At 63.9% G+C, this 24,833-nt stretch carries 24 protein-coding genes, 1 tRNA gene and 1 pseudogene; 7 read left to right on the top strand and 19 right to left on the bottom strand.

Going from position 1 to position 24,833, the window contains the following annotated elements:
• The first annotated feature begins 61 nt into the window (after positions 1-61).
• A complete protein-coding gene (locus tag Q1V43_RS00510; RefSeq protein ID WP_300512816.1) occupies positions 62-340 on the top strand; it encodes a glycine zipper 2TM domain-containing protein in 279 nt (92 codons plus the stop codon).
• A gap of 42 nt (positions 341-382) precedes the next feature.
• On the opposite strand, the gene Q1V43_RS00505 is transcribed toward Q1V43_RS00510, so the two are convergent.
• From Q1V43_RS00505 to Q1V43_RS00495, 3 genes are read right to left on the bottom strand one after another with little or no spacing between them, the layout of a single operon-like run.
• Positions 383-1,186: a 3-hydroxybutyrate dehydrogenase gene (locus Q1V43_RS00505; protein ID WP_300512814.1), complete on the bottom strand. Its 804-nt coding sequence runs from the start codon at positions 1,184-1,186 to the stop codon at positions 383-385.
• Positions 1,183-2,664 carry an AMP-binding protein gene (locus tag Q1V43_RS00500; RefSeq protein ID WP_300512812.1) on the bottom strand — a complete coding sequence of 494 codons (1,482 nt, stop codon included), beginning with the start codon at positions 2,662-2,664 and terminating at the stop codon, positions 1,183-1,185. Before Q1V43_RS00500 ends, Q1V43_RS00505 begins: the two co-directional genes overlap by 4 nt.
• Positions 2,661-3,818 carry an acetyl-CoA acetyltransferase gene (locus Q1V43_RS00495; RefSeq protein WP_300512810.1) on the bottom strand — a complete coding sequence of 386 codons (1,158 nt, stop codon included), beginning with the start codon at positions 3,816-3,818 and terminating at the stop codon, positions 2,661-2,663. Before Q1V43_RS00495 ends, Q1V43_RS00500 begins: the two co-directional genes overlap by 4 nt.
• Before the next feature lie 115 nt (positions 3,819-3,933).
• On the opposite strand from Q1V43_RS00495, the gene Q1V43_RS00490 reads away from it, so the two are divergent.
• From Q1V43_RS00490 to aat, 6 genes are all read left to right on the top strand, one after another.
• Positions 3,934-4,470 carry a LuxR C-terminal-related transcriptional regulator gene (locus Q1V43_RS00490; RefSeq protein ID WP_300512950.1) on the top strand — a complete coding sequence of 179 codons (537 nt, stop codon included), beginning with the start codon at positions 3,934-3,936 and terminating at the stop codon, positions 4,468-4,470.
• Between the two features lie 74 nt (positions 4,471-4,544).
• Positions 4,545-5,162 (top strand): TetR family transcriptional regulator C-terminal domain-containing protein, encoded by a 618-nt coding sequence (locus Q1V43_RS00485; protein ID WP_300512808.1) that lies wholly within the window; start codon positions 4,545-4,547, stop codon positions 5,160-5,162.
• A 105-nt stretch (positions 5,163-5,267) separates the two neighbouring features.
• Positions 5,268-5,747 (top strand): hypothetical protein, encoded by a 480-nt coding sequence (locus Q1V43_RS00480; RefSeq protein WP_300512806.1) that lies wholly within the window; start codon positions 5,268-5,270, stop codon positions 5,745-5,747.
• A gap of 248 nt (positions 5,748-5,995) precedes the next feature.
• Positions 5,996-6,490 (top strand): acetyl-CoA carboxylase biotin carboxyl carrier protein, encoded by a 495-nt coding sequence (gene accB / locus Q1V43_RS00475; RefSeq protein WP_300512804.1) that lies wholly within the window; start codon positions 5,996-5,998, stop codon positions 6,488-6,490.
• An 11-nt stretch (positions 6,491-6,501) separates the two neighbouring features.
• Complete coding sequence (gene accC, locus Q1V43_RS00470) at positions 6,502-7,848, top strand: acetyl-CoA carboxylase biotin carboxylase subunit (RefSeq protein ID WP_300512802.1); 1,347 nt, start codon at positions 6,502-6,504, stop codon at positions 7,846-7,848.
• A complete protein-coding gene (gene aat, locus Q1V43_RS00465; RefSeq protein WP_300512800.1) occupies positions 7,832-8,521 on the top strand; it encodes a leucyl/phenylalanyl-tRNA--protein transferase in 690 nt (229 codons plus the stop codon). Before accC ends, aat begins: the two co-directional genes overlap by 17 nt.
• Here aat and Q1V43_RS00460 read toward each other — a convergent pair.
• The 16 genes and pseudogenes from Q1V43_RS00460 to Q1V43_RS00385 form a co-directional block, all read right to left on the bottom strand.
• Complete coding sequence (locus tag Q1V43_RS00460; protein WP_300512798.1) at positions 8,485-8,844, bottom strand: DUF2155 domain-containing protein; 360 nt, start codon at positions 8,842-8,844, stop codon at positions 8,485-8,487. The two genes, aat and Q1V43_RS00460, sit on opposite strands and share 37 nt — an antisense overlap.
• Positions 8,841-9,290: an outer membrane lipid asymmetry maintenance protein MlaD gene (gene mlaD, locus Q1V43_RS00455; RefSeq protein WP_300512796.1), complete on the bottom strand. Its 450-nt coding sequence runs from the start codon at positions 9,288-9,290 to the stop codon at positions 8,841-8,843. Before mlaD ends, Q1V43_RS00460 begins: the two co-directional genes overlap by 4 nt.
• Before the next feature lie 32 nt (positions 9,291-9,322).
• A complete protein-coding gene (locus Q1V43_RS00450; RefSeq protein WP_300512794.1) occupies positions 9,323-9,694 on the bottom strand; it encodes an NADH:ubiquinone oxidoreductase subunit NDUFA12 in 372 nt (123 codons plus the stop codon).
• Between the two features lie 92 nt (positions 9,695-9,786).
• Positions 9,787-10,155, bottom strand: coding sequence for a RidA family protein (locus Q1V43_RS00445; protein WP_300512792.1), 369 nt, complete (start codon positions 10,153-10,155; stop codon positions 9,787-9,789).
• Between the two features lie 81 nt (positions 10,156-10,236).
• On the bottom strand, positions 10,237-11,505 hold the full coding sequence (gene clpX / locus Q1V43_RS00440) for an ATP-dependent Clp protease ATP-binding subunit ClpX (protein ID WP_300512790.1): 1,269 nt from the start codon (positions 11,503-11,505) through the stop codon (positions 10,237-10,239).
• 128 nt (positions 11,506-11,633) lie between these two features.
• Entirely contained in the window at positions 11,634-12,260 is a 627-nt protein-coding gene (locus Q1V43_RS00435; RefSeq protein WP_300512788.1) for an ATP-dependent Clp protease proteolytic subunit, read from the bottom strand.
• 209 nt (positions 12,261-12,469) lie between these two features.
• Positions 12,470-13,306 (bottom strand): annotated as a pseudogene (locus Q1V43_RS00430) (ABC transporter permease); the annotation flags it as partial.
• A gap of 23 nt (positions 13,307-13,329) precedes the next feature.
• Entirely contained in the window at positions 13,330-14,601 is a 1,272-nt protein-coding gene (locus Q1V43_RS00425) for an ABC transporter permease (RefSeq protein ID WP_300512784.1), read from the bottom strand.
• 129 nt (positions 14,602-14,730) lie between these two features.
• A complete protein-coding gene (locus Q1V43_RS00420; protein WP_300512782.1) occupies positions 14,731-15,840 on the bottom strand; it encodes an extracellular solute-binding protein in 1,110 nt (369 codons plus the stop codon).
• Positions 15,841-15,951: 111 nt separating this feature from the next.
• Positions 15,952-17,052: an ABC transporter ATP-binding protein gene (locus Q1V43_RS00415; protein ID WP_300512780.1), complete on the bottom strand. Its 1,101-nt coding sequence runs from the start codon at positions 17,050-17,052 to the stop codon at positions 15,952-15,954.
• 341 nt (positions 17,053-17,393) lie between these two features.
• Positions 17,394-18,602 (bottom strand): aminopeptidase P family protein, encoded by a 1,209-nt coding sequence (locus Q1V43_RS00410; RefSeq protein ID WP_300512778.1) that lies wholly within the window; start codon positions 18,600-18,602, stop codon positions 17,394-17,396.
• Between the two features lie 255 nt (positions 18,603-18,857).
• The gene (locus tag Q1V43_RS00405; protein WP_300512777.1) at positions 18,858-20,063 is read right to left on the bottom strand and encodes an HlyD family efflux transporter periplasmic adaptor subunit; all 1,206 of its coding nucleotides are present in this window, start codon (positions 20,061-20,063) and stop codon (positions 18,858-18,860) included.
• A gap of 13 nt (positions 20,064-20,076) precedes the next feature.
• Positions 20,077-22,440 (bottom strand): ABC transporter permease, encoded by a 2,364-nt coding sequence (locus Q1V43_RS00400; protein ID WP_300512775.1) that lies wholly within the window; start codon positions 22,438-22,440, stop codon positions 20,077-20,079.
• Positions 22,441-22,443: 3 nt separating this feature from the next.
• Complete coding sequence (locus tag Q1V43_RS00395; protein WP_300512773.1) at positions 22,444-23,151, bottom strand: ABC transporter ATP-binding protein; 708 nt, start codon at positions 23,149-23,151, stop codon at positions 22,444-22,446.
• A 257-nt stretch (positions 23,152-23,408) separates the two neighbouring features.
• Complete coding sequence (locus Q1V43_RS00390; protein ID WP_300512771.1) at positions 23,409-24,590, bottom strand: FAD-binding oxidoreductase; 1,182 nt, start codon at positions 24,588-24,590, stop codon at positions 23,409-23,411.
• Between the two features lie 138 nt (positions 24,591-24,728).
• Positions 24,729-24,815, bottom strand: a tRNA-Leu gene (locus Q1V43_RS00385).
• Between the last annotated feature and the right edge of the window lie 18 nt (positions 24,816-24,833).

Below are 24,833 nucleotides of genomic sequence, written 5' to 3'. Positions count from 1 at the left end.
GAAGGCGGTATCGTTTGGGCGAATTGTAGACGCGGGACGCGACAGCAAGAAAGGAAGGCCCATGCGAGTGAAACTGACAGCCCTGACCCTTTCGGCGAGTCTGGGTTTGGCTGGCTGCTACAACACGCTCACACCGGATCAGCAGCTGGCTGTGGGAGCCCTGGGCGGTGCGGCGGCAGGTCTGCTTGCCGCGGACATTGTGAACGCCAATAGCAACTGGACCGTGCTTGCCGCCCTGGCCGGAGCCGCCGCCGGCACCGTTGTGGCGCGCAACCAGCAGACCGGCCTTTGCGCCTATGCGCGCGGCGACGGCACCTATTACGAGGCACGCTGCCGCTGAGTTTGAGCGGGGCGCTCTGCACCGCCCTGCCCCAATGGATCGCTATTGCGCGGTCCAGCCGCCATCCACCGGGATGGTCGTGCCGGTTACGTTATGTGCCACCGGATCGCAGAGCCACAGTGCCAGTGCCCCGATCTCGGACGGATCGGACAGGCGGCGGCTGGGCTGCTTCTCGGCCAGCAGATCGGCGACGCCCGCATCCCGGTCGCCGCCATGCAGCGCCGCCCGCGCCGCCACCTGCGGCTCGATGATCGCGGTTTCGGTCCAGCCCGGCGCTATGCAATTCACCGTCACGCCTCCTCTGGCCTTCGCGCCCTGGGCCGCATATTCCAGCGCGGCAACACGGCTTAACCCCACCAGCCCGAATTTCGCCGCGCAATAAGGCGCCTTGTTGACCGAGGCAACCAGCCCGTGAACCGAGGCGATATTCACCACCCGGCCATAGCCCCGTTCGGCCATGCCCGGCATTGCCGCCTGCATGGTGTGGAAGGCGGCCGACAGGTTCACATCCAGGATTGCCGCCCAGGTCTCGCGCGGCATCTCGGCCAGCGGGGCGGTATGCTGGATGCCGGCATTGTTGACCAACACGTCCACCCCGCCCCAGACCTCAAGTTCCGCCATCATGCGGTCGATACGGTCGGGTTCGCGCAGATCGGTACCAAAGAACCGCACTTCCGGCGCGCCCTGCGCGGTGATCTCGGCACAAACTTCGCTGGCGGTTTCGGCATCCGCCAGCCCATGCACCGCAATGCGGGCGCCAGCCTCGGCCAGCGCTTTGGCCACCGCCAGTCCGATCCCCTGAACCGACCCTGTCACCAACGCGGTCTTTCCTGTCAGATCTGTCATGATTCTTCCTCCAGCAGTTTACGCAGCTCGGTCTTCAAAACCTTGCCGTAGTTGTTTTTTGGTAAGCTATCGACGCGAATATAGGCCTTCGGTCGCTTGAAACGTGCGATATGTGCAAGGCAATGAGCGTCAAGATCCGTATCACTGAGCGCGTCGCCGACCACGAAGGCCACCACGACCTCGCCCCATTCCGCGTCCGGCTGGCCGACAACGGACACTTCGCGCACGCCCTCAAGGGTCAACAGCGCCTCTTCGACTTCCCGCGGATAAATGTTCGACCCGCCCGAGATGATCACGTCCTTCGACCGATCCCGCAGGGTCAGATAGCCATCCGCGTCCAGGAACCCCATGTCGCCGGTATGCAGCCAGCCATCGACCAGGGTCGCATTGGTGGCTTCGAGGTTGCGCCAATACCCCGGCATGACCGGCAGGCCCCGCGCCATGATCTCGCCCACATCCCCGGGCGCCTTCGCCCCGTCGATGGCCAGTTCCACCACGCTTTGCGCGCGGCCGACCGAGGCCAGCCGTGCCTGCCAGTTCGGATGGCTGCGGTCCGCCACCTCCTCGCGTGACAGCGCGGTGATCGCCATCGGGCATTCGCCCTGGCCGTAAATCTGCACGAACCGGGGGCCGAACCAGTCCACCGCCTCGACGATATCGGCCAGGTACATCGGCCCGCCACCATAGACGATCGTCTTGATCCCTTCGCCACGGCGTCCCTCGCGTTTTGCCACATCGGTCAGGCGGCGAACCATGGTCGGCGCCATGAACATGGACAGCGGGCCCTGCGCTTCGGCTGCATCCAGCAGTTCGACCTCGTCGAACCCGCCCGACATCGGGCAGATATGACGCGCGCCGTGCAGCACATGCACGGGCGCATAAAGCCCCGCGCCGTGGCTCATCGGCGCCATGTAGAAGGCGGCGTCCTCGCCATGCACCTCGTCCACATCGGCCAGATAGCCCAGCGACATTGTCACCAACATGCCATGGGTAATGCGCACCCCCTTGGGCTGGCCGGTCGTGCCGGAGGTGTAGAACAGCCAGGCCAGGTCATCCTTGCCCCGGCTCAGCACCGGCACCGGGTCATGGACGCAGGCTGCGTCGAAGCCCTCCCCGTGCAAAACCTCCACGTCACTGGCCGTTTCCAGACCCAGGGCAGGCGTGACCACCGCCAGTTTTGCCCCCGCGTTTTCGATGATAAAGGCGGCTTCCTTCGGGTGGAGCTTGGCGTTGATCGGCACGGCCGCCGCGCCGGTGGCCCAGATACCGTAGAGCGCGATCAGGAACTCCGGGCAGTTCTTCATGAACATGGCCACGCGGTCGCCCGGGCGGATCCCGCGCGCCCTCAGCGCCCCGGCAAGCCCGGTGGCGGCGCGGTGGAACCCGGCGTAATCCGCCACCTGCTTGGCCCCGCGAAACAGTGCTGGCCGGTCGCCCTGCGTGGTTGCGATCCGTTCGAGCCAGAGCGCGATGTTCATCGCACGCCCTCTAGTACGGAGGCGTATGATGCCACGCCCGACCCGCCCATGTTGAAAACCAGCCCCTTGGAAGCACCGGGCAGCTGCATTGCCTCGGCCTCCCCCGCGAGCTGACGCGCCACCAGAACATGCATCGACACGCCGGTCGCGCCGACCGGGTGGCCCTTGGCCTTGAGCCCGCCCGATAGGTTGACCGGCAGCACGCCGCCGCGCCGTACGGTGCCGTCTGTCAGAAGCCGCGCCCCCTGACCCGGTTCCGCCAACCCCATGGCCTCGTAGATCATCAGCTCGGCAATGGTGAAACAGTCATGCACCTCGGCCAGATCAAGATCCGCCAACCCCAGCCCGGCCACCTCAAGTGCCTGGCCAATCGCCCGGCGAGGTCCCTCGAATGCAGTCAGATCGCGGCGCGACATGGGCAAGAGGTCATTGACCTGCTCGGCGGCCCGCAGCCTGACCGCGCGGGGCATGGTCGCGGCCACGTCGTCCGAGACCAGCACCAGCGCCGCCGCCCCGTCCGAGACCAGCGAACAATCCGTCACCTTCAGAGGGTCGGCCACCATCGGGTTCTTCTCGCTCACCTCGGCGCAGAATTCGACCGGCAGCGGCTTGTGCAACTGCGCCAGCGGGTTGTCCATAGCGTTCAGGTGGTTCTTGGCCGCGATCTCGGCCAGCGCCTGGCTGTGGTCGCCCCATTTGTCGAAATAGGCCCGCGCAAATCCGGCAAAGACCTGCGGGAAGCTCATCCCGGCTTCTTCGGCCTGGTAGGCGGCATGGCCCAGCCCCTTGGCGACCTCGGCTGTGGGCAGGTGGGTCATCTTCTCGGCGCCGATCACCAGGGCGATCTTGCAGCGCCCGGCCTCGATCGCATTGCGCGCGGCAAAGATGGCCGCCGCGCCCGAGGCACAGGCGTTCTCGACCCGCGTTGCCGGGGTGAAGCGCAGGTCCGGATGGATCGACAACGCCAGCGACGACGGAAACCCGTCCCCCACCATGCCGCCGTTGAAATGGCCGACCCAGATGCCGTCCACATCCTTCGGCGCCACACCGGCATGGGTCAGGGCCTCCCCCCCGGCTGCCGTGATCAGCGCCTCCAGATCCATCTCCGTGAGCTTGCCGAATTTCGTATGTCCCCAACCAACGATATGCACCATGCGGGCCTCCTTTTCGCTGCCCTAAGCATGGGACCGGGACCATCGGTCGCGCAATCGCGTAGAAATACGCGTCTGGAAATGCCCGCGCCGACAGGGCAGGATGCAGGCCATGGACCTGAATGAAATCGCCTTTCTCAACGCCCCCATCGGGCTGGCCATCCTGGAAGACCGGGTGGTGCGCGTCGCCAACCTGCGCTTTGGCGAGATGTTCGGCGCCCCCGCCGATGAATTCGCCGACACGCCGCTGGCGCGGGTCTATCCGACCGCGCAGGACTATGAGCGGATCGGGGCGCGCGGGCTGGAAGTCATGCGCGAAAGTGGGCGTTACGAGGATGAACGGGTCATGCGGCGTCTGGATGGCGAGCTGTTCTGGTGCCGGGTCCGTGGGCAGAGCGTGACGCCGGACAACCCGTTTCGCCGTGGGGTCTGGAGCTTTGTCGACCTGTCCTCGGAACGGCCTGTCGTCGAACTGACCCCGCGCGAACGCGAGATCGCGATCCTGACCTGCCAGGGGCAGACCTCGAAGGAGATCGGCCTGGAGCTGGGCCTGTCCTATCGAACCGTCGAGGCCCATCGCGCCCGGCTTCTGGAGAAATTCGGCGCGCGTAAACTGCCCGAGCTCGTGGCCAAGTTTTCTGGTATGCCATTGTAGCCAAATGTTGAACTTTGGCTGAAATCCCTGCACATTCAAACCTTGGCGAACCCCGGACCAGTGGAGGGCAGTACATGTCGAGCGCGCGACCACGTACGCGGATACAGGAACGCAACCGGGCAACGATCCTGGAGGCCGCGCTGGAGGTGTTCTCGCGCCACGGGTTTCGCGGCTCCACCCTGGATCAGATCGCCCGGGAGGCCGGGCTGTCCAAACCGAACCTGCTCTATTATTTCCCGTCGAAGGAAGCGATCCACACCGAGCTGCTGTCCGGGTTGATGGAAAGCTGGCTTGAGCCGCTCAGGGCATTGAAGGATGACGGCGACCCGGTCGAGGAAATCATCGCCTATGTGCTGCGCAAGCTGGACATGGCGCGCGACCTGCCCCGGGAAAGCCGCCTGTTTGCCAATGAAATCGTGCAGGGCGCACCGCGCATCCACGACCAGATCGAAGGGCCTCTGAAAGCTCTGGTGGATGAAAAGGCCAAGGTCCTGCGCGGATGGATCGCCGCAGGGCGCCTGGCCGATGTAGACCCCTACCATCTGATTTTCTCGATCTGGTCGACAACGCAGCATTACGCGGATTTTGACACCCAGGTCCGCGCGATTCTGACCCCGCGAACGGATGAGCATTTCGCCGATGCCGCACGGTTCCTGGATCATCTGTATCGCCACGCGCTAACGCCACGTTAACCCTGACACCCGAAACCTTCTGGCGTTAACCCCTGGTTCATCACCTGGGTCTAACCTGTACGACCGTGGGGGCTCCTGATTGAACCAGGCACAGGAGCACGGAAAATGGACATCTCAGGACCGGCACCTTTCGGCGCACAGGCCAGCATTGCCGCGCAGATGCCGACACGCACACCGCCCGAGGTTCCGGTGATCGACGAAAGCCGGCGCACGGATCGGGCGCAGACGGATGCAAACACGGCCCACCGGGATGGGACCGCCGCTGACGCGGCGCGCGACCTCCATGCGGCGCGGCGCGACCCGGACGTGCAGACCGGCCCCCCGCCGACTTTCGAAGTCACGTTGCTGGAGGTCGAACAAGACTTGCAGGCGACGCTTGCCCGGCTGGAAGCCACCCGCAACCACGACCGGGACGCCGAAGCGGTCAGGCCCACGGCGCATGCCGACACGGACAGTGCGGAGGCGGACGCGGCCCCAGCCGCCGTCACGGTCGAGAGCCGGGCGCTTGAACCGGCCGAACGCGTGGGCGTGGCGCAGTTGGAGCAGCCATATGACACGCCCTCCAGCGGGGCGAATGCCGCCTGACCGGGCCGGTGCCGCCGCAACCCGCCATTTTCGCCGGGGTTGTCTTTCCGTTCAAACAGATAGCGGCCCCGGACACCCGGCCCAGCCCCCCCTTTGCACGGCTGAGACAGCACCGGCGCGGCATTCCGCCCCGGCGCTTACTGCAAGGGAATGCCCGCGCCCCCTTTTCTCCCCTTTCCCCTACGTCTATATAGCTGGAAACTTCATCAGCCCGCCAAGCGACGCGGGCGAATTGGGTCGAGGACGGCATGACAAAGAAATCGCACGACAACGACGTGGCCTTTATCCAGGCACTGGCCGAGCTGCTTCAGGAAAATGACCTGACCGAGTTGGAGGTCATGCGCGAATATGGCGAGAACAACGCCCTGAACGTGCGCGTCAGCCGCGCAAAGGAAGTGGTCGCGCAGGTTGCTGCCCCCGTGGCTGCGGCCCCGGTCCCCGCCGCTGCACCCGTGGCGGCCGCTGCTGCTGCCCCCGCCCCCGAGGCCGCCGAGGATCCGGCGAACCACCCCGGTGCCGTGCCCTCGCCGATGGTCGGCACCGCCTATCTGCAACCCGAGCCCGGTGCGCCCTCCTTCGTCAAGGTCGGTGATCAGGTGTCGGAAGGCCAGACCGTGCTGATCATCGAAGCCATGAAGACCATGAACCAGATCCCCGCGCCGCATTCCGGCACGGTGAAACGCATTCTGGTCGAAGACGGCGCCCCCGTCGAATTCGGCGCGCCTCTGATGATCGTCGAATAAGGGCGGCCGGGATGTTCGAGAAAATCCTGATCGCCAACCGCGGAGAGATCGCCCTGCGCGTCATCCGCGCCGCCCGCGAAATGGGCATCAAGACCGTGGCTGTGCATTCCACCGCCGATGTCGATGCCATGCATGTGCGTATGGCCGACGAGAGCGTCTGCATTGGCCCCCCGCCGGGCACCGACAGCTACCTGTCGATTGCCGGTATCATCGCCGCCTGCGAGATCACCGGCGCACAGGCCGTGCACCCTGGCTATGGTTTCCTGTCGGAGAACGCCAATTTCGTGCAGGCGCTTGAAGACCACGAGATCGCCTTCATCGGCCCCTCGGCCAAGCATATCCGCATGATGGGCGACAAGATTACCGCCAAGGATACCGCGATCAAGCTGGGCATCCCGGTGGTGCCCGGGTCCGATGGTGGTGTGCCGGACCTGGCTTCGGCGCGCAAGATGGCGGCCGAGATGGGCTACCCGGTGATCATCAAGGCCACCGCTGGTGGCGGCGGGCGCGGCATGAAGGTCGCCGAAACCGAAGCCGACATCGACACCGCCTTTTCCACCGCACGGTCGGAAGCGAAAGCCGCGTTCGGCAATGACGAGGTCTATATGGAGAAATACCTCCAGCGGCCGCGTCACATCGAAGTGCAGGTCTTTGGCGACGGTCAGGGCGGCGGGGTTCACCTGGCCGAGCGCGACTGCTCGCTGCAGCGCCGACACCAGAAGGTTTTTGAAGAGGCCCCCGGCCCCTGCATTACGCCCGAAGAACGCGCCAGGATCGGTGGCATTTGCGCCAAGGCCGTTGCCGAGATGGGCTATGCCGGCGCCGGCACGGTCGAGTTCCTCTATGAAGATGGCGAGTTCTATTTCATCGAGATGAACACCCGTCTGCAGGTGGAACACCCCGTGACCGAAGCCATTTTCGGTGTCGACCTTGTGCGCGAACAGATCCGTGTGGCCGAAGGGCTGCCGCTCTCGTTCACCCAGGACGACCTGGTGGTGAACGGCCACGCGATCGAAATCCGCATCAACGCCGAACGCCTGCCGAACTTCGCCCCCTGCCCGGGCAAGATCACCCAATACCACGCCCCCGGCGGGCTGGGTGTGCGCATGGATTCGGCGCTTTATGACGGCTATTCGATCCCGCCCTATTACGATTCGCTGATCGGCAAGCTGATCGTGCATGGCCGTGACCGGGCCGAGGCGCTGTCGCGCCTGCATCGTGCCCTGGGCGAGCTGATCGTGGACGGGGTGGACACCACCGTGCCGCTGTTTCACGCGCTTCTGGAAGAAGATGACATCCACTCGGGCGATTACAACATCCACTGGCTGGAACGCTGGCTGGATGCCAACATGGGCTGAGGGCCCCTTGGCCCCGCCCCCGCATGATCAGGACCATGACCCGGAGCTGACACCCGAACTGCTCCTCAGAGCCTATGCCATGGGAATCTTTCCCATGGCTGACGGCCGCGACGACCCGCGCGTTTTCTGGGTCGATCCGGACATGCGCGGCGTGTTGCCCCTGGACGGGTTTCGTCTGTCCCGCTCCTTGCGCAAACGTATCCGCCAGACACCCTTCCGTATCTCACTGGACGAGGATTTCGCGGGCGTGGTGCAGGGCTGCTCCGATCGGGACGAGACATGGATCAACGAGACGATCTTTGACCTCTACAGGGCGCTGCACCGCATGGGATTCGCCCACAGTTTCGAGGTCTGGGACGGCGACGCTCTGGTCGGCGGCACCTATGGAGTCAGCCTCGGGCGGGCCTTTTTCGGGGAAAGCATGTTCTCGCGCCGCCGGGACGCGTCAAAGATTGCACTGGCCCATGCGGTGGCCCATCTGTCCGGCTGCGGCTTCACCCTGTTCGACACGCAGTTCCTGACCGATCACCTGGCCAGCCTGGGCGGAGTAGAAATCCCGCGCGATCAGTATCACGATCTGCTGGAACAGGCTTTGCAGGGTGCTGCGGACATCCACGCCCGTCCCCTGCCCGACGCTCAATCGGTGGTGCAGTTCAACACCCACACGTCGTAACGCCCATGGTCCAGCGCGTTCAGCGCTGGCGAGGAGGCGACCATCCAGCCTTCGAAGATCGCTGCTTCGCCGGCCTCCTCGCGGATCACCAGATAGGCAAAGGCATCGCCCGACGGATTTGTGGTCGGATAACGGCATTCGGCGAGTGTGATCTGCAACCACCCCAGCGACACGGTTTGGCCCGCGCGCAGCGGCAGGTCCACCGCCGTGCCCGCGTGCTTGTCCAGCCCGCGCAACGTTGCACCGGTGCCGATGCTGGCCTCGTCCTGCGCCAAGACAGGGGCGGTCAGGGCCATGAGGGCGACAAGCGCGGAACGGATCACTCCTCTTCTCCGCCAGCTACGAATTTCATCAGGAGATTAACCACGCTGACCGAGCTTTGCGTATCTTCGATCTCGGCTCCCGGATCGAGGTTGAAGGGCGAACCACCCGGCAAAAGCTCGACAAAGGAACCGCCCAGCAGCCCTTCGGAGGAGATTACCACGGCGGTGTCTTCGGGCAGAGGCACGTCAGATTGCACCGAGAATGTGGTGTCGGCGCGGAAAGTGGTCGGGTTCAGATCCATGTCGGTGACGGATCCGACCTTGACGCCTGCCAGACGCACATCAGTGCCGATCGAGATGCCTTCGACCGAACGGAAGGACGCCGTGTAACTGTCCAGCGCGCCCGTGCCGGAATAGCCCGCGATCTGGCTGGCATAAAGGAAGAAGCCGACTGCCCCGGCCAGGACGACCCCGCCCGTGATAACTTCTGCGCTGTGGCTCGCCATAAGAAACCCCCGGCCAGTTCGTGCGGGCCGGATTACTCCGGCTGCCAGGCCTCGTAGTCGCGCCGTTCGGCAGGAGCCGCCTGGCGCAGCGAGCCCGCAGGCGCATAGGCCATCGTGGTGCCGGTCAGGTTGTCCTGGTGCGGCGCTTCCCAAGCCTTGTGGGACAAGGGCTGGTCGGCCGGGTTGTCGTTGAAGGTGAAATGCAGCCAGCCATGCCAGTCCGGGCTGACGCGCGAGGCTTCGGGTTCTCCGTTGTAGATCACCCAGCGGCGGCTGTCGTCCGCGTTGCGGTAGAAGACATTGCCCTGCTCGTCCTCGCCAACCTTGACGCCCTTGCGGCGGGTAAACAGCCAGGTGCCGATGGTTTCACCGTGCCACCAGGTCAGAAGCGAGAGCAGTCGCATGTAAACCTCCAATTCGAGTCCCAAGACATATGGCGCAATCCGGCGCCGAGGTCCAGAGGTCAGGTGGCCCTGTGGCAATCCGGCCCGACCGGTCAGGCCGGTGCAAGGGCGGTCAGTTCGATCTCGATCCGGAATTTCGGGTCGATGAGCGCGCATTCGACCATTGTCGCGGCCGGAGGGTTGTCGCCAAAGGCCTCGGCCAGAATCGGCCAGCAGGGTTCGAATTCGTGCCGGTCGGGCAGGTAGTAGTTCACCCGCACCGCATCCGCGAGGCTTGCACCCGTTTTTTCCAGCGCCGTCCTGATCGTATCGAGCGCCGCACGGCACTGTGCCTCTACCGTGTCACCCTGCCCCACGGTGCCCGCGACATGTACAAAACCCCCGGCCACCACGGCGCGGCAATAGCCGATCCTGGCCTCGAACTCCCCACCGGAGTGGATGCGGCGGATACGGTCGGTCATGGCTGTCCACCCTATGTACCTTGGTGACGTGTTCAATGGAAAAGGCGCCCCGTGGGGCGCCCTCAAATCTCTGTGGCCGGATCAGCCGGCCGATGCGCCCTCGGCGGCGGCATCCGCGTAGATGATCAGCGGGTTCGCATCCGGGCCGACGGCCTCTTCATTGACCACGACCTCATCCACGTTTTCCAGGCCCGGCAGGTCGAACATCGTGTCCAGCAGGATGTCTTCCATGATCGAGCGCAGGCCTCGTGCACCGGTCTTGCGTTGGATGGCGCGTTTGGCGATTGCTGTCAACGCATCCTCGGTAAAGGACAGTTTGGCATCTTCCAGTTCGAACAGGCGCTGGTACTGCTTGACCAGGGCGTTCTTGGGCGCGGTCAGGATGGTGACAAGCGCGTCGGCGTCCAGATCCTCCAGCGTGGCAATCACCGGCAGACGACCAACGAATTCCGGGATCAGGCCGAATTTCAGCAGATCCTCGGGCTCCAGTTCCTTGAAATGCTCACCCACGGTCTTGGTGCTTTCGTCGCGCACATCGGCGCCGAAGCCGATCGCCGACCCCTTGCCGCGCTGAGCGATGATCTTGTCCAGCCCGGCGAAGGCGCCGCCACAAATGAACAGGATGTTGGTGGTGTCGACCTGCAGGAATTCCTGCTGCGGATGTTTGCGCCCGCCCTGCGGCGGCACAGAGGCAACGGTGCCTTCCATGATCTTCAACAGCGCCTGCTGCACACCCTCGCCCGACACGTCGCGGGTGATCGAAGGGTTGTCCGACTTGCGGGTGATCTTGTCGACCTCGTCGATATAGACGATGCCGCGCTGCGCACGTTCAACGTTGTATTCGGACGCCTGCAAGAGCTTGAGGATGATGTTTTCCACGTCCTCGCCCACGTAGCCCGCTTCGGTCAGCGTGGTGGCATCGGCCATGGTGAAAGGCACGTCCAGAATGCGCGCCAGCGTCTGGGCCAAAAGCGTCTTGCCACAACCCGTCGGGCCGATCAGCAGGATGTTCGACTTGGACAGTTCGATCTCATCCCCCGCCTTGGCGGCGTGGTTCAGGCGTTTGTAGTGGTTGTGCACCGCCACCGACAGAACCCGTTTCGCCACCGCCTGACCGATCACGTAATCGTCCAGCACCTCGCAGATCTCCCGCGGAGTGGGCACCCCGTCGGCGGCCTTCAGCCCCGAGGATTTGGTCTCCTCGCGAATGATATCCATGCACAGCTCGACGCATTCGTCACAGATGAAGACGGTCGGCCCCGCGATCAGCTTGCGCACCTCGTGCTGGCTCTTTCCGCAGAACGAGCAGTAGAGGGTGTTCTTGCTGTCACCGGAGGAGTTGTTCGACATTCTTGCATTCCCTCGGGCCACGCCCGGTTGGTTGATCCTGGGCCCCACGGCCTACCATTTCGCCCTCTTTCAAACCTAGAGCAGCGGCGGGAGGGGCACAACGCGAAAAAATCGTGCCCCTTTCCCTCTTATTCTTCTTCGCCTTTCGGGCGGTTTTCGACGATCTCGTCGATCAGGCCCCACTCCTTGGCTTCCTCGGCGGACATGAAGTTGTCGCGTTCCAGCGCCTCTACCACGGTCTTCATCTTCTGGCCGGTATGCTTCACGTAAATGCCGTTCAGCCGGTCCTTGAGCTTCTGGGTTTCCTGGGCGTGGATCATGATATCCGTCGCCTGACCCTGGTAGCCACCGGAGGGCTGGTGCACCATGATACGCGAGTTGGGCAGCGAGAAACGCATGCCCGGCTCACCGGCGGCAAGCAGGAGCGACCCCATCGAGGCGGCCTGGCCGACGACCAGGGTCGAGACCTTCGGCTTGATGTATTGCATCGTGTCATAGATCGACAGACCCGATGTCACCACGCCACCGGGCGAGTTGATGTACATCGAAATCTCTTTCGTCGGGTTCTCGGCTTCCAGATGCAGAAGCTGGGCCACGATCAGCGACGCCATGCCGTCATGCACGGGGCCCGAAAGGAAGATGATCCGCTCCTTCAGCAGACGCGAAAAAATGTCATAGGCCCGTTCGCCGCGCGAGGTCTGTTCGACCACCATCGGCACAAGGGTGTTCATGTAGGTTTCCATGGGATCGTGCATGTCGGTCAGCCTGCTCAGTTCACGTTTCGAAATCTTACCCGCGCGGGTCCTTACAGAGTCTTAGTGCCGGGCACGGGGGGCTGCAAGGGGCGCTGGAATGGCTTTCGCCCGGCATGGCGCAATTTGCTTAACAATTCTTTGACACGGGGAACATGCAAAGAAAAACGGCGCCCGAGGGCGCCGTTTCCCGGTTCACCGTGCAGGCCGGATTACTGTGGGCTCATGCCGCGCAGTTTCTCGCTGCGGCGACGCAGGAGTTCGACCGTGGTCAGAAGCGCGATCGAGATTACGACCAGGATCGTTGCCACCGCCAGGATGGTCGGGCTGATCTGCTCGCGCAGGCCCAGGAACATCTGCCAGGGCAGGGTCTTCTGGCTGGCCGAACCGACGAAGAGCACCACGACCACCTCGTCGAACGAGGTGATGAAGGCAAACAGCGCCCCCGAAATCACGCCCGGCAGGATCAGCGGCATCTGCACCCGGCGGAAGGTTGTCACCGGGTCGGCGCCCATGTTCGCCGCCGCCCGGGTCAGCGAGTGGTCGAAGCCCACCAGCGTTGCGGTCACGGTGATGATCACGAAAGGAATGCCCAGAGCGGCATGCGCCAGCACCACACCCCAGTAGCTGCCCTGCAGACCAAGGCGCGAGTAGAAGAAGTACATGCCCGCGGCCGAGATGATCAGAGGCACGATCATCGGCGAAATCAGGATTGCCATGATCGCTCGACGGAACGGCACATGCGGCTGGCTGAGGCCAATGGCCGCCAGCGTGCCGAAACCGACCGACAGCAGCGTCGCCACCGGGGCAATCGTCACCGAGTTGCCCAGTGCCTGCTGCCAGTCCGGGCTGGAGAAGAAGTCACGATAGTGCTTCAACGAATACCCCGCCGGGTCCAGCCGCAGCATTTCCGGCGTGAAGGTGAAGAAGTCCTGCGCGTTGAAGCTCAAGGGCATCACCACCACGATCGGTGCGATCAGGAAGAAGAAGATCACCCCGCAGATGACCCGGAAAGTGTAGTACCAGACCCGCTGGCCGGTGGAGGCATAAGAAGGAATTCCGCTCATGTCAGTTACCCCAGCTTCACGTTGTCAATGCCGACGATCTTGTCATAGGCCCAATAGAGCGCCAGGACGACCGCCAGAAGGATTGCACCCAATGCGGCTGCGAGGCCCCAGTTGAGCGATGTCGAGATGTGGAAGGCAATCCGGTTCGAGATGAAGGTACCGGTCGTACCGCCCACCAGCGCCGGCGTGATATAGTAGCCAATCGCCAGGATGAAGACGAGGATCGAGCCCGCGCCGATCCCCGGCACCGTCTGCGGGAAATAGACCCTCCAGAAGGCCGTCCAGTCGGTTGCGCCAAGGCTCTTGGCCGCACGCAGATAGCTGGGCGGGATGGTCTGCATCACCGAATACATCGGCAGGATCATGAAGGGCAGCAGAATATGGGTCATCGCCACGATGGTGCCGAACTGGTTGTTGATCATGACCAGGCGGTTGTCATCCGCCACCAGGCCGATCCAGACGAGGATGTCGTTGATCACCCCCTGCTGCTGCAGCAGGATCTTCCAGGCCGAGGTCCGCACCAGGAGTGAGGTCCAGAAGGGAAGCAGCACCAGGATCATCAGAAGGTTCGCCTGGCGCATCGGCAGGTTGGCCAGAATCCAGGCCACCGGGTAGCCGAGCAGAATGCAGCTGAAGGTGATCAGCAGCGACATCCACAGCGTCCGCTTCAGCAGCAGCATGTAGATGCGCTCATCCTCGGGGCGCATTTCGGCCCCGTCGGTACCCACCTGCATGTCGACCGCATTCAGGTAGTAGCCAGCGGTGTACGTCGGCGAATAGGTCTGGATCGTGCGCCACACTTCGCGCTCGCCCCAGCCATCGTTGATATCGATCAGCTGTTCCTTCCAGGGGCCGTCGGCCTCGATATCGAATTTCTTGGCCCTGCGGCCTGTCTTGCGGAACAGAGAGGAAATGCCCGGGTTTTCGTAGTTCAGGCGCGACCCCACCTTGGTATGGGTCTTGGCCTCGGCCGCGTCCTTCAGGTCGGCCGCCATCGCGGCAAACACCGCCTCCGAGGGCAGTTCACCGCTGTCCGCATCCCAGTCGGCCAGCGCCACCACGGTGCGCGGCAGCGTGTCCTCGACGATGCCGTTTTCCACCGAGCGGAACAGCATGTCCGCCACCGGCATGATGAACGTCACCAGGATGAAGATCAGCAAGGGCGCGATCAGCATCAGCGCGCGCAGTTTCTGGCGGCGCAGCGCCCGCGCGAGGCTGCGCTTCAGCGGTGTGCCGTCTGCGGCCAGCACCGGGCCATCTAGGGTCGTGTCGCTCATGTCATCCCTGTCGTCTTGTTCGTTGTTGCAGGTCACAAAGTGACTAACGAATGAAGTCTCGGAAAAAGGAGAAAAAGAGGGGGGTGGGAAGGGCCGCCCAAGAGGCCCTTCCCGCAGGTCGAAACCTGATTATTTGGCCAGCCACGCCTGGAACTTGGCGTCCAGGTCATCGCGGTTGTCAGCCCACCACTCGTAGTCGTAGACATGCACGTTGCCGGAGTTGGCCGGGTCGGTCGGCATGTGCGGCGCCATGTCGATGCCCAGTTCGGCGTGCTTGCCGACCAGCGGGGCCGAGGAGGCACGGGCCGGACCGTAGGAGATGTAGGCAGCCTGGTCAGCCAGACGCTGGGTGTCGGTGGCAAACTTCAGGAAGTCCATCGCACGGGCCTTGCGGTCTTCGGGCAGACCGGCGGGCAGAACCCAGCCGTCCAGATCGAAGGACTGCATGTCCCAGAGCATGCCGATCGGCTGGCCCTGTTCGGCGATGGCCGAGAACAGACGACCGTTGAAGGTCGAGCCGAAGACAACTTCGCCATCCGCCAGCAGCTGCGGAGTTTCGGCGCCGGCGGTCCACCAGACAACCTGGTCCTTGATGGTGCCGAGCTTGGCGAGCGCGCGGTCGACACCTTCATCGGTGCCCAGCACGTCATAGATCTCGTCCTTGGCGACACCGTCGCAGTACAGGGCCCATTCCATGTTGTCGATCGGGCGTTTCTGCAGCGAACGCTTACCCGGGTAGGCGTCCAGGTCGAAGATCGCGCAGATCGAGGTCGGCGGGGTGTCACCCACCATGTCGGTGCGGTAGCCGAAGGTGGTCGAGTAGACGATCTGCGGCACGAAGCAGTCCGACACCAGCAGGTCGCCGAAGTCGTCCGATGCCGAGGTGCCATCCGGGGCAGCGGCCAGATCGGCGTCGTGGTCCAGCTCTTCGATCAGGCCTTCGTCACACATGCGCATCGCGTCCGAGGCCACGGCGTCGACCAGGTCCCAGGTCACGTTGCCGGCTTCGTTCATGGCGCGCATCTTGGCGGTGGCCTCGGCCGAGCTCTCGTCCCAGACAACGGTCACACCGGGGTTCATTGCCAGGTAGGGTTCGACATAGGCTTTCACCTGGCTGGCCTGATAGGCACCACCCCAGGACACCAGGGTCAGCTCGTTCGCCATGTGGCCATCGGCCAGCGCAGCGCCTGACGTGGCAGCCAGCGCGGTCGTCGCCAGAAGAGTCTTTGTCAGTTTCATTACATACTCCCTATTTCTTTCCCGTTCTATGAGAGGGTCCCCGGGTGACGGGCAGATCCGGGGCCATTTGGTCCCCTGCACCCGGCTTTCCCGGGAGCGGGGGGCAATACTTCAGGCGTCCAGCGCGCGGCAGTCCTGCGGCAGCCAACCGATCTCGATCTGGCTGCCCGGCTCCAGGCGCACCTGGTCCGGCGCGTTGCGGCTCTTGATGATAAACTCGTCATTGCCAGCGACCCGCAGACGGGTGCGGAACACGTCGCCCATGTAGATGAATTCCATAACCTCGGCCTTCAGCAGGTGTGCGTCGGCATGCAGGCGGTCCTTGTTGAACTCGACCCGTTCCGGCCGGATCGAAACCTTGGTCCGCTCGCCCACCTTCGACACGTTCACCGGGGTGGCGTCCAGCTCCTCGCCGTCGTCCAGGCGCACAACACAGGTGTCACCGTTCAATTCGGTCACGACACCTTCGAGAGTGTTGTTCTCGCCGATGAACTGCGCCACGAAGCTGTTCTCCGGCTTCTCGTAAAGCTGGGCCGGCGGAGCCAGCTGCTGAATGCGGCCATCGTCGAACACGGCGACATTGTCGGACATGGTCAGGGCTTCGGTCTGGTCGTGGGTCACGTAGACCGTGGTGATGCCCAGCTCATGGGCCAGACGAGTGATCTCGAATTGCATATGCTCGCGCAACTGCTTGTCGAGCGCACCCAGCGGCTCGTCCATCAGCACCAGTTCGGGTTCGAACACCAAGGCGCGCGCCAAAGCGATACGCTGCTGCTGACCACCGGACAGCTGGGCCGGACGACGGCCACCAAACTCGCCCATCTGAACCATCTCCAGCGCGCGCTTGACCTTGGCCTCGCGCTCGGATTTGCCCAGCTTGCGGACCTCAAGCGGGAAGGCCAGGTTCTCGGCCACCGTCATGTGCGGGAATAACGCGTAGTTCTGGAACACCATTCCGATGCCGCGCTTGTGCGGCGGAATATTGTTGATCGGGCGCCCATCCAGGCGGATATCGCCATGGGTTGCTGTTTCGAACCCCGCCAGCATCATCAGGCATGTGGTCTTGCCGGAACCTGAGGGCCCGAGCATGGTCAGAAATTCGCCCTGAGCAATGGACAGGTTCAGGTCTTTCACGACCAGGTTTACCCCGTCATAGCTTTTCTGGACACGATCAAAAACGACGAAACCGTCGTTGGAAGCAGCGTCTGCCAAGTGACCCCCCTGGTCTATGTATTTGTTATGGTTGCTCTTGAGCCAACACGAAACCAATTCAGGTTTCAACAGTCAAGGCGACCTTTTTCGTTCACTTCACGGGAAACCACACCGAATGACAAGTCCAAAACGGTCTTTTTTCCCGTCGAACGCGTCAGGAGTTCCGCGGTGATCGTTCGGCTGAACCTAACGTCAACTTCGGCGTCCACTAAACCCAACGCACTCTTTCTCCACTTTTCCTGCGAACAGGCCGCCGGGGCAGCCTATTCACGCTTTTCGACACATTGCCGCATAAAAGCGACAGAACTGGAGATTCTCCGACAGGTTTCAGCGCGTTTGCGTCAACCTGCGACGATATTGTGCTCCGGCCCATAGGGGAAGCCGGTGATGTTCTCGGCCCCATCCTCGCCCACAACGAGAATATCGTGTTCACGATAGCCACCCGCGCCGGCCAGACCTTCGGGCAGGAACAGCATCGGTTCCATCGACACGACATGTCCCGCGACCAGTTCGGTGTGGATGTCCTCACGCAGTTCCAGCCCGGCCTCGCGGCCATAGTAGTGGCTGAGCACGCCGAAGCTGTGGCCGTATCCGAAGCTGCGGTACTGCAGCAGGTTCTTGCTTTCGAAGAACCTGTTGATCTCGGCAGTGATGCCCGCGCAGGTGGCCCCCGGCTTGATCAGCGAGATGCCCAGCTCATGTGCTTCGACATTGGCCTCCCAGATACGCAGGCTTTCCGCGTCAGGCTCCCCCAGGAACAGGGTACGTTCCAGAGCGGTATAGTAGCCCGAGATCATCGGAAAGGTGTTCAAGGACAGGATATCGCCCATCTGCAGGCGGCGCGTGGTCACGGGGTTGTGGGCGCCGTCGGTGTTGATGCCCGCCTGGAACCAGACCCAGGTGTCGCGGATTTCGCTGTCGGGATGGGCGCGGGAAATCTCCAGCTCCATCGCGTCGCGGCCGGCCATGGCCACGTCGATCTCGCGCGCGCCTTCCTTGATCGCGTCATAGATCGCCTGCCCGCCCACGTCGGCGATGCGCGCGCCTTCGCGGATCAGCGCGATTTCCTCGGCGCTCTTGATCATGCGCGCCGTCATCGTGTCGGGGGCGATGTCCACAACTTCGCGATTGCCCAGGAACTCGTCCAGCAACCCGCGCTGCGCCAGGCTCATATGGTCGCCTTCGATGCCGATGGATTTGGCATTGCCCACCAGCTCCTTCACAGCGCGCCAGTAGTTGTTGCGCTCCCAATCGGTGTAGATGACATTGTCACCGTAGCTGCGGCGCCAGGGCTGGCCACCGTCGATATTCGCCGACACGGTGGTGCAACGATCCGCCGTCACCACGCAGGCATAGGGCCGCCCGAAGGCGCAGTACAGGAAACCTGAATAATAGGCGATATTGTGCATCGAGGTGAACACCGCCGCCTCGACCCCACGCGCATTCATGATCGCGCGCAGCTCGCTCAGACGGCGTTCATATTCACCATCCGAAAAGGGCAGTTTTGCCTTTTCACCGTTTTCACAAACAAAAAACTGGGGGCGTTCCATCCGCCTCTCCTTCTCCGAAGGGCCGGATGGTACAAGTCGCAAATCCGGCCAACCAACACCCCGGCGTCCAGGGCAGTGATTCCGGACCATGGGGGCTTGCGCCTGACCCATGGGCAGCGACGCCATCGCTGCGGATGGCGCACATTGTCCCATCAAGGCCCGTCCTGTCAATGGGGCCGTTGCCTTGACCTGCGCGTCATGCCCGAGCGGCGCCGGAAGGCTCCGCAAGACAACACGCCTGGGCGGAACGCGCGGTCATTCCAGTTGCGCCCGGTCCAGCACCAACACCCCATCCGACACCTTGTCACCCGGGTGCAGCACCACCTGGGCCCCGGGGGCAAGCCCGTCCAGCACCTCGGCCACATCGGTCGCGCGGTGGCCGATCTCGACCCGGGTCAGCTTCGCCTGCCCGGCCTCGACCGCAAACACCGCCCAACTGTCGCCATCGCGGAAAAGAGCCGAGATCGGCAGGCGCAGCACATCCTCGCCACGCCACTCGACGATCCGCAGGAAGACACGGAAACCATGGCCCAGCGCCTCGCGTTCTGCTTCCTCCGTGACGAATTCCAGCACCGCGCGCACGCGCTGTTCTTCGATGCCCAGCGCGCTGATCTTGGTGAAGCCCGCGGGTTCGATCACCCGCACACGCGCCTGCAAATCCCCGGCCCCGCCCCAGCGCTCGACATAGGCCGAGGCACCGGTAGACAGCCGCACCGCATCTGTCGAGAGCAGTTCCACCTCGACCTCCAGGTCGCCAGTCCGGCCAACGGACAAGAGCGGCGTGCCCGACCCCACCATGCGCGCGCTTTCGCTTTCGACGCTCAGAACGGCCCCGCTTACCGGGGCGAGCAGCGAGATGCAGCAGGCCGCGCCCTCCGCCCCTCCGGTCGCGTCCGGCTCGATCAGCACCGCGCGCTGCGCGGCCAGTTCGGCTTCGCGCATCGCAAGGGTGGCATGCGCGCTTTCCAGCGTCGCCGCCGCGCGGTCCAGCTCCAGTTCCGCCTCGTCCAACTGCGCCTGGCTCACCGTACCGCGCGAATGCAGCCCGTTCACGCGGGTCAGCTGGACCTGGGCAAACCCGAGGTCGGCCTCGGCAATCGCCACCTGTGCCTCGGCCAGGGCCACGGCGGCTTCGGCCTGGGCCACGGCGGCTTCAGCCTGGCTGCGCGACCGGTCATCCAGGAAAGCGGGCTCCCCCGGTTCGATCCGCGCCACCACGGTTTCCCCGGCCACCACCGCATCGCCGACCGAGACCGGGCTGCGCAGCACGCGCCCCGCCACCGGGGCCGAAACGTCAAACACGTCGCGAATGCGCGTCTCACCCTCGGCGTTCACGGTTACTTCCATCACGCCGCGCTCCAGCACGGCCATGTCCACGGGCACCTCTTCGGGCTGCAAGGCCACCCAGGCAAAACCGCCGACAGCGGCCAGCCCGACGGCGCCCAGAAGAATCTGTCTCATGCCTGCCATCGTCTTACTCCCGTGTTTTCATTACCGCGACCAGGTCCATCCGGTCGATCCGCCGCCGCACGATCAGGGCCGAGACGACCGAGGCCGCCACCACCACCAGAACGGCGCGTACATAGGTGTCCCGCGTGATGACCAGCGGGATCGAATAGAGGTCGCTGTCAAAGCTTGCAACCATGCCTGCCGCCAGTCCCGCCCCCATCCACAGCCCGATGGGGATCGCCACCAGGGTCAGGATCGCCAGCTCGCCCAGAAGGATGTAGCTCACCTCGCCCCGGGTAAAGCCCAGAATGCGCAGGGAGGCGAGCTCGCGCGCCCGTTCCGACAGCTGGATGCGCGCCGAGTTGTAGACCACCCCGATTGCTATCAATGCGGCCAGCAGTGAGTTGATCGTGGTCGTCATGCCCGCGTTTTCTGCGATCGTGTCGTCAAAGCTCTGCCGGATGCGCGACATCAGGGTCACGCCGCTGATCGCTGGTGTGTCCTTCACGGCCTCATAAAGCGCGGGCGCCGCCGCCTCGTCGATTTCCAGGTTCGCTCCGGTTACGCGGGGGGCCACGTTCAACAGCCGCGCCAGCGCTTCGGCATCCATCCAGGCGCCAAGGCCGAAATACTGTTTCACCACGCCGGTCACGACGACCTCATGCCGGGCTTCACGCATTTGCAGGAACTCGACCTCCAGTACGTCACCCACCTGCGCATCCAGATGCCCGGCCAGACGGCGCGACAGGACAACGCCGTTTTCCGGCCTGATCAGATCACCGCTTTCCGCATCGAACACCCGCGACAGGTCATTGCCCACGCGCAGAGCAGAAATGCCAACATTACGCGCGCGTGGCCCATGGGTCAGCTCGGCGGCCAGATCCCAGCTGCCCTCGGCCAGCATGACCCCGGGCAGGTTCGCCACGTCCTCCAACACCGCCTCGGGCCGCTCCAGCGCGAAGGTCAGTACCGCATCCTGACGGTTCACCTGCGAGAAACTGACATCCAGCAACTCGTCCATGGCGTCGAACATGAACATCGAGGCCACCATCACCGCCGCCGAAGTTGCAATGCCCAGGCTGGTCAGGGCCGCGCGCAGGGGCCAGCGACCGATGGCGCGCAAAATCATCATGGTCGTTTGACGCGGCCGCAACAGAAGCACGACCCGGTCCAGCAGGCCCCGGCGGAATCGGGTCGGCGCCGGCGGGCTCATCGCCACCGCCGGGCGCAGCACCGCCACCCGGCGCACCGCAAACACCGCGCCCAGCACCGCCGCCATCAGCCCGGCCGCACCCGAGATCACCCAGGTCGTCGGGTATTGCACGAAGACCAGGTAGGGGAAGTGAAAGAACTGCTGATACAGCACCGCCATGCCCCGCCCGGCCCAGAGGCCAAAGCCCCAACCCAGCAATACGCCGATAGCTCCGATCAGCAGGGCCAGCTTCACGTAATGCCAGGCGACTTCCCGGTCGTGATACCCCAGCGCCTTCAAGAGCCCGATCTGCTCGCGCTCCAAGGCAATCAGCCGCCCCAGAACCATGTTCACCAGGAAGGCCGAGATCACCAGGAAGATCGGCGGCACCACCCGTGCCATGACATCCAGCTGCTTCAGCTCGCCATCCAGAAAGGCGTTGGACACCTGGTCCTTGCGCAGGACCGCGCCCGTGCCGCCATGGGGTTTCAGGATCTCCTCGACCGCATCGGCAACCTCGTCCGGTTGCGCCCCGCGGGTCAGCGACAGGCTGACCGAGTTGAACGCCCCGTCCAGGTCAAACACCGCGCCCAGCACATCCTCGGCCATCCACAGAATCGCAAATCGCCGGTCATCGGGCATCAGCGCCCCCGGACCGATATTGTAGATGAACTCCGGTGTCAGCGCCGAGCCGACAATTGTCACCACGCGCTTTTGCCCGTTCAGAGTGACCTGGAAGCTGTCCCCCAGCCCGAAGCCGTTTGCCAGCGCAAAGGTTTCGTTCACCAGAACCTCGTCTCCCCGCCCTGCCGCCGGGAAACGCCCGCTGCGCAAAAGCGGCACGTTCAAAAGGGGATCGGACGTAATGGGCAAGGACAGCACCTGCCCCATCGCCGGTTCGATCACCCCCGCGATGTCCAGGATCGCGAACTGGCTGATGCGCGGCTCAACCCGTGCCACGCCCTCGATTTCGGCGAGTTGCCCGGCCACCGACAGCGGAGCCCGCCGAACGGCGGACCAGATATCCGCCATCCGGTTGCGTTCGTAGAACGTGTCGCGCGTCTCGATCAGCGAGCGCTGCGTACCCACCGACATGACCATGATCATCACCCCGGTCGCCAGCACGGCGCCAATCGCCAGGCTCTGCGCCCAGAGCCGCCGAATGTCCCGTACCAGTTTGCGATCCAGAACCCGCATGGCTCACCACACGATCTCGGACGGGTGGACGCGGGTGTCATTGGTGACGATCTCGCTGATATTGCCGTCCGCGAACAGGATCACCCGATGCGCCATCGCACGAATGCCCGCATTGTGGGTAATGACCACGGTGGTGGTGCCCAGGTCGGTATTGATCCGGTCCAGGGCCTCCAGCACCTGCACCCCGGTCTTGCTGTCCAGCGCCCCCGTGGGTTCATCGCAAAGCAGAACTTCGGGCCGCTTGGCAATCGCGCGCGCAATGGCGACGCGCTGCTGTTCGCCCCCCGACATCTCGGCCGGGAAATGGTCCATGCGATGGTCCAGCCCAACCCGCTCCAGCGCCTCCTCGGGACGCATCGGGTTGCGCGAAATCTCTGTCACCAGGGCCACGTTTTCGCGCGCCGTCAGGCTGGGCACCAGATTGTAGAACTGGAAAACGAAACCCACGTGGTCGCGGCGATATCGAGTCAGAGCCCGGTCTTTCATCGCCGTCAATTCCTGATCCCTGAACCACGCCTGCCCGCCCGTGGCACTGTCCAACCCGCCCAGAATGTTCAACAGCGTCGACTTGCCCGAGCCCGAAGCACCGAGCAGCACCGCCAGTTCGCCCGAGAACAGCTCCACATTCACCCCGCGCAGCGCCTGCACCTCCACTGCGTCCGTGCGGTAGATCTTGGTAATTCCCGACGTGTGAAATATCCGCTCTGCCATCGGACCTCCTTGACGCAATCATGACGCGAGAAACCGGGCGCAACAATGATGTGGCGCAATCGGGCCGAACTACAAGAGCCCGCGCTACAGAGTCGCAGCGCCATCCCTCTCCTTATCTTGCCAAAAATATCCTGGGGGAGTCCCGGGACCCGGGACGGGGGCAAAGCCCCCAGCGGCGCTTCCCGTACAAAAAAAGTGCTACGCCCAATCCGTCGCACGCCTCTCTGATGCGCAGCTGCAGGGCGGGAGCCCGCCTTTCAGATCACGCGCAGCTCTGAATCCATGCCGCCCCTCGCCAGCCGCGCGAAGCCGAAATCCGACAAGTCCAGCGTGCGGTATTCGCCGTGAAGGATCCACTCCGCCACACCCCGCCCCATCGCCGGGGCCTGCTGGAACCCATGCCCCGAGAAGCCGTTGACGAAGAGAAAGTTCTCCAGCTCCGGATGCGGCCCCAGCACCGCGTTCTGATCCACCGTGTTGAAGGCATAATGCCCGACCCAGGAGTTCACCACGCGCAATGCCTCGAATTGCGGAATGCGGGTCGCCACGGCGGGCCAGGCCTTCTGCTCCCAAAGCGAGAAGTCCTCGACAAAGTCATCCGGCTCAACCGCCGGATCCTCGTCCGGCGTCGCGCCGATCATGTAGTATCTGCCGTCGGTGCGCACGTGCACACCCGAGGGGTCGATGGTCAACGGCAGGTCCTGTCCCAGCGGACTGGCCGCCTCCACCACCCATGTGTAGCGTTTGCGCGGTTCGACCGGCAGCTCAAGCCCCGCCATCGCCGCCACACGACCCGCGCGCGGCCCCGCCGCGTTCACCACCATGCCACAGGCCACTTCACCGCCCGAGGCCAGATCGACCGCGACCACCCTCCCGGCCTCGCAGCGCATACCGACCACCTCGTCATGCAGGAATTCGACACCCCGCTCGCGCGCCAGGCGCCGCCACCAGTCGAACATGGTGGTGCCGTCGAAATAGCCCTCGTTCACCGGATTGTGACTGCCCAGAACAATGCCGTCGAGGTCATAGAACGGGTATTGCGCTGCAAGCTCATCCGGGGTCAAGAGTCGGGTTGCCGCGCCCAGCCCGGCCTGCATGTGCTGGTTCACACGCAGGGTTTCGGCAGCCGCTTCATCCCCCGCCAGATACATGTATCCGAAGGCATGCATATGGATCTCCGGCACCCGCTCATCGCCCATGCGCGCGCGGAAATTCTTCACGTAATCAACACCATATTGGCTGACCCGCACATTCAGCGGGGTCGAGAACTGCATCCGGATACAGCTGTTGGTATGTGCCGTGGAACAGGTCAGGTAGCTGGGGTCGCGTTCGATGACCAACACCCGCCCGTCAAACCCGGGGTCCGAGATCAGATGCCACGCCACCGAAGACCCGATCATCGCGCCCCCGACAATCACCACATCATAGCTGTCCTGCACCTGCGCCTCCCTGCTGCAACCCGACCGCTGACAAACCGCGTGCCATGAGCGCGGCAGAAAAGCAATCCGCGCGCAGTCCAGACAGCAAAAGAGGCCGAGGCGGCGCCTGCACGAAATTGTTGCTCTGCGCCGTCCCTGTGGTACCCGCGGCCGGACTCGAACCGGCACGGCCTGTACGGCCTGGAGATTTTAAGTCTCCTGTGTCTACCATTCCACCACGCGGGCATTGGGCTGGGGCCCTGA

This window comes from Aliiroseovarius sp., from assembly GCF_030148435.1.
GTDB lineage: Bacteria > Pseudomonadota > Alphaproteobacteria > Rhodobacterales > Rhodobacteraceae > JASBTN01.
The sequence above is the reverse complement of the archived record's forward strand: the minus strand, read 5'-3'. Positions and strand labels throughout refer to the sequence as shown.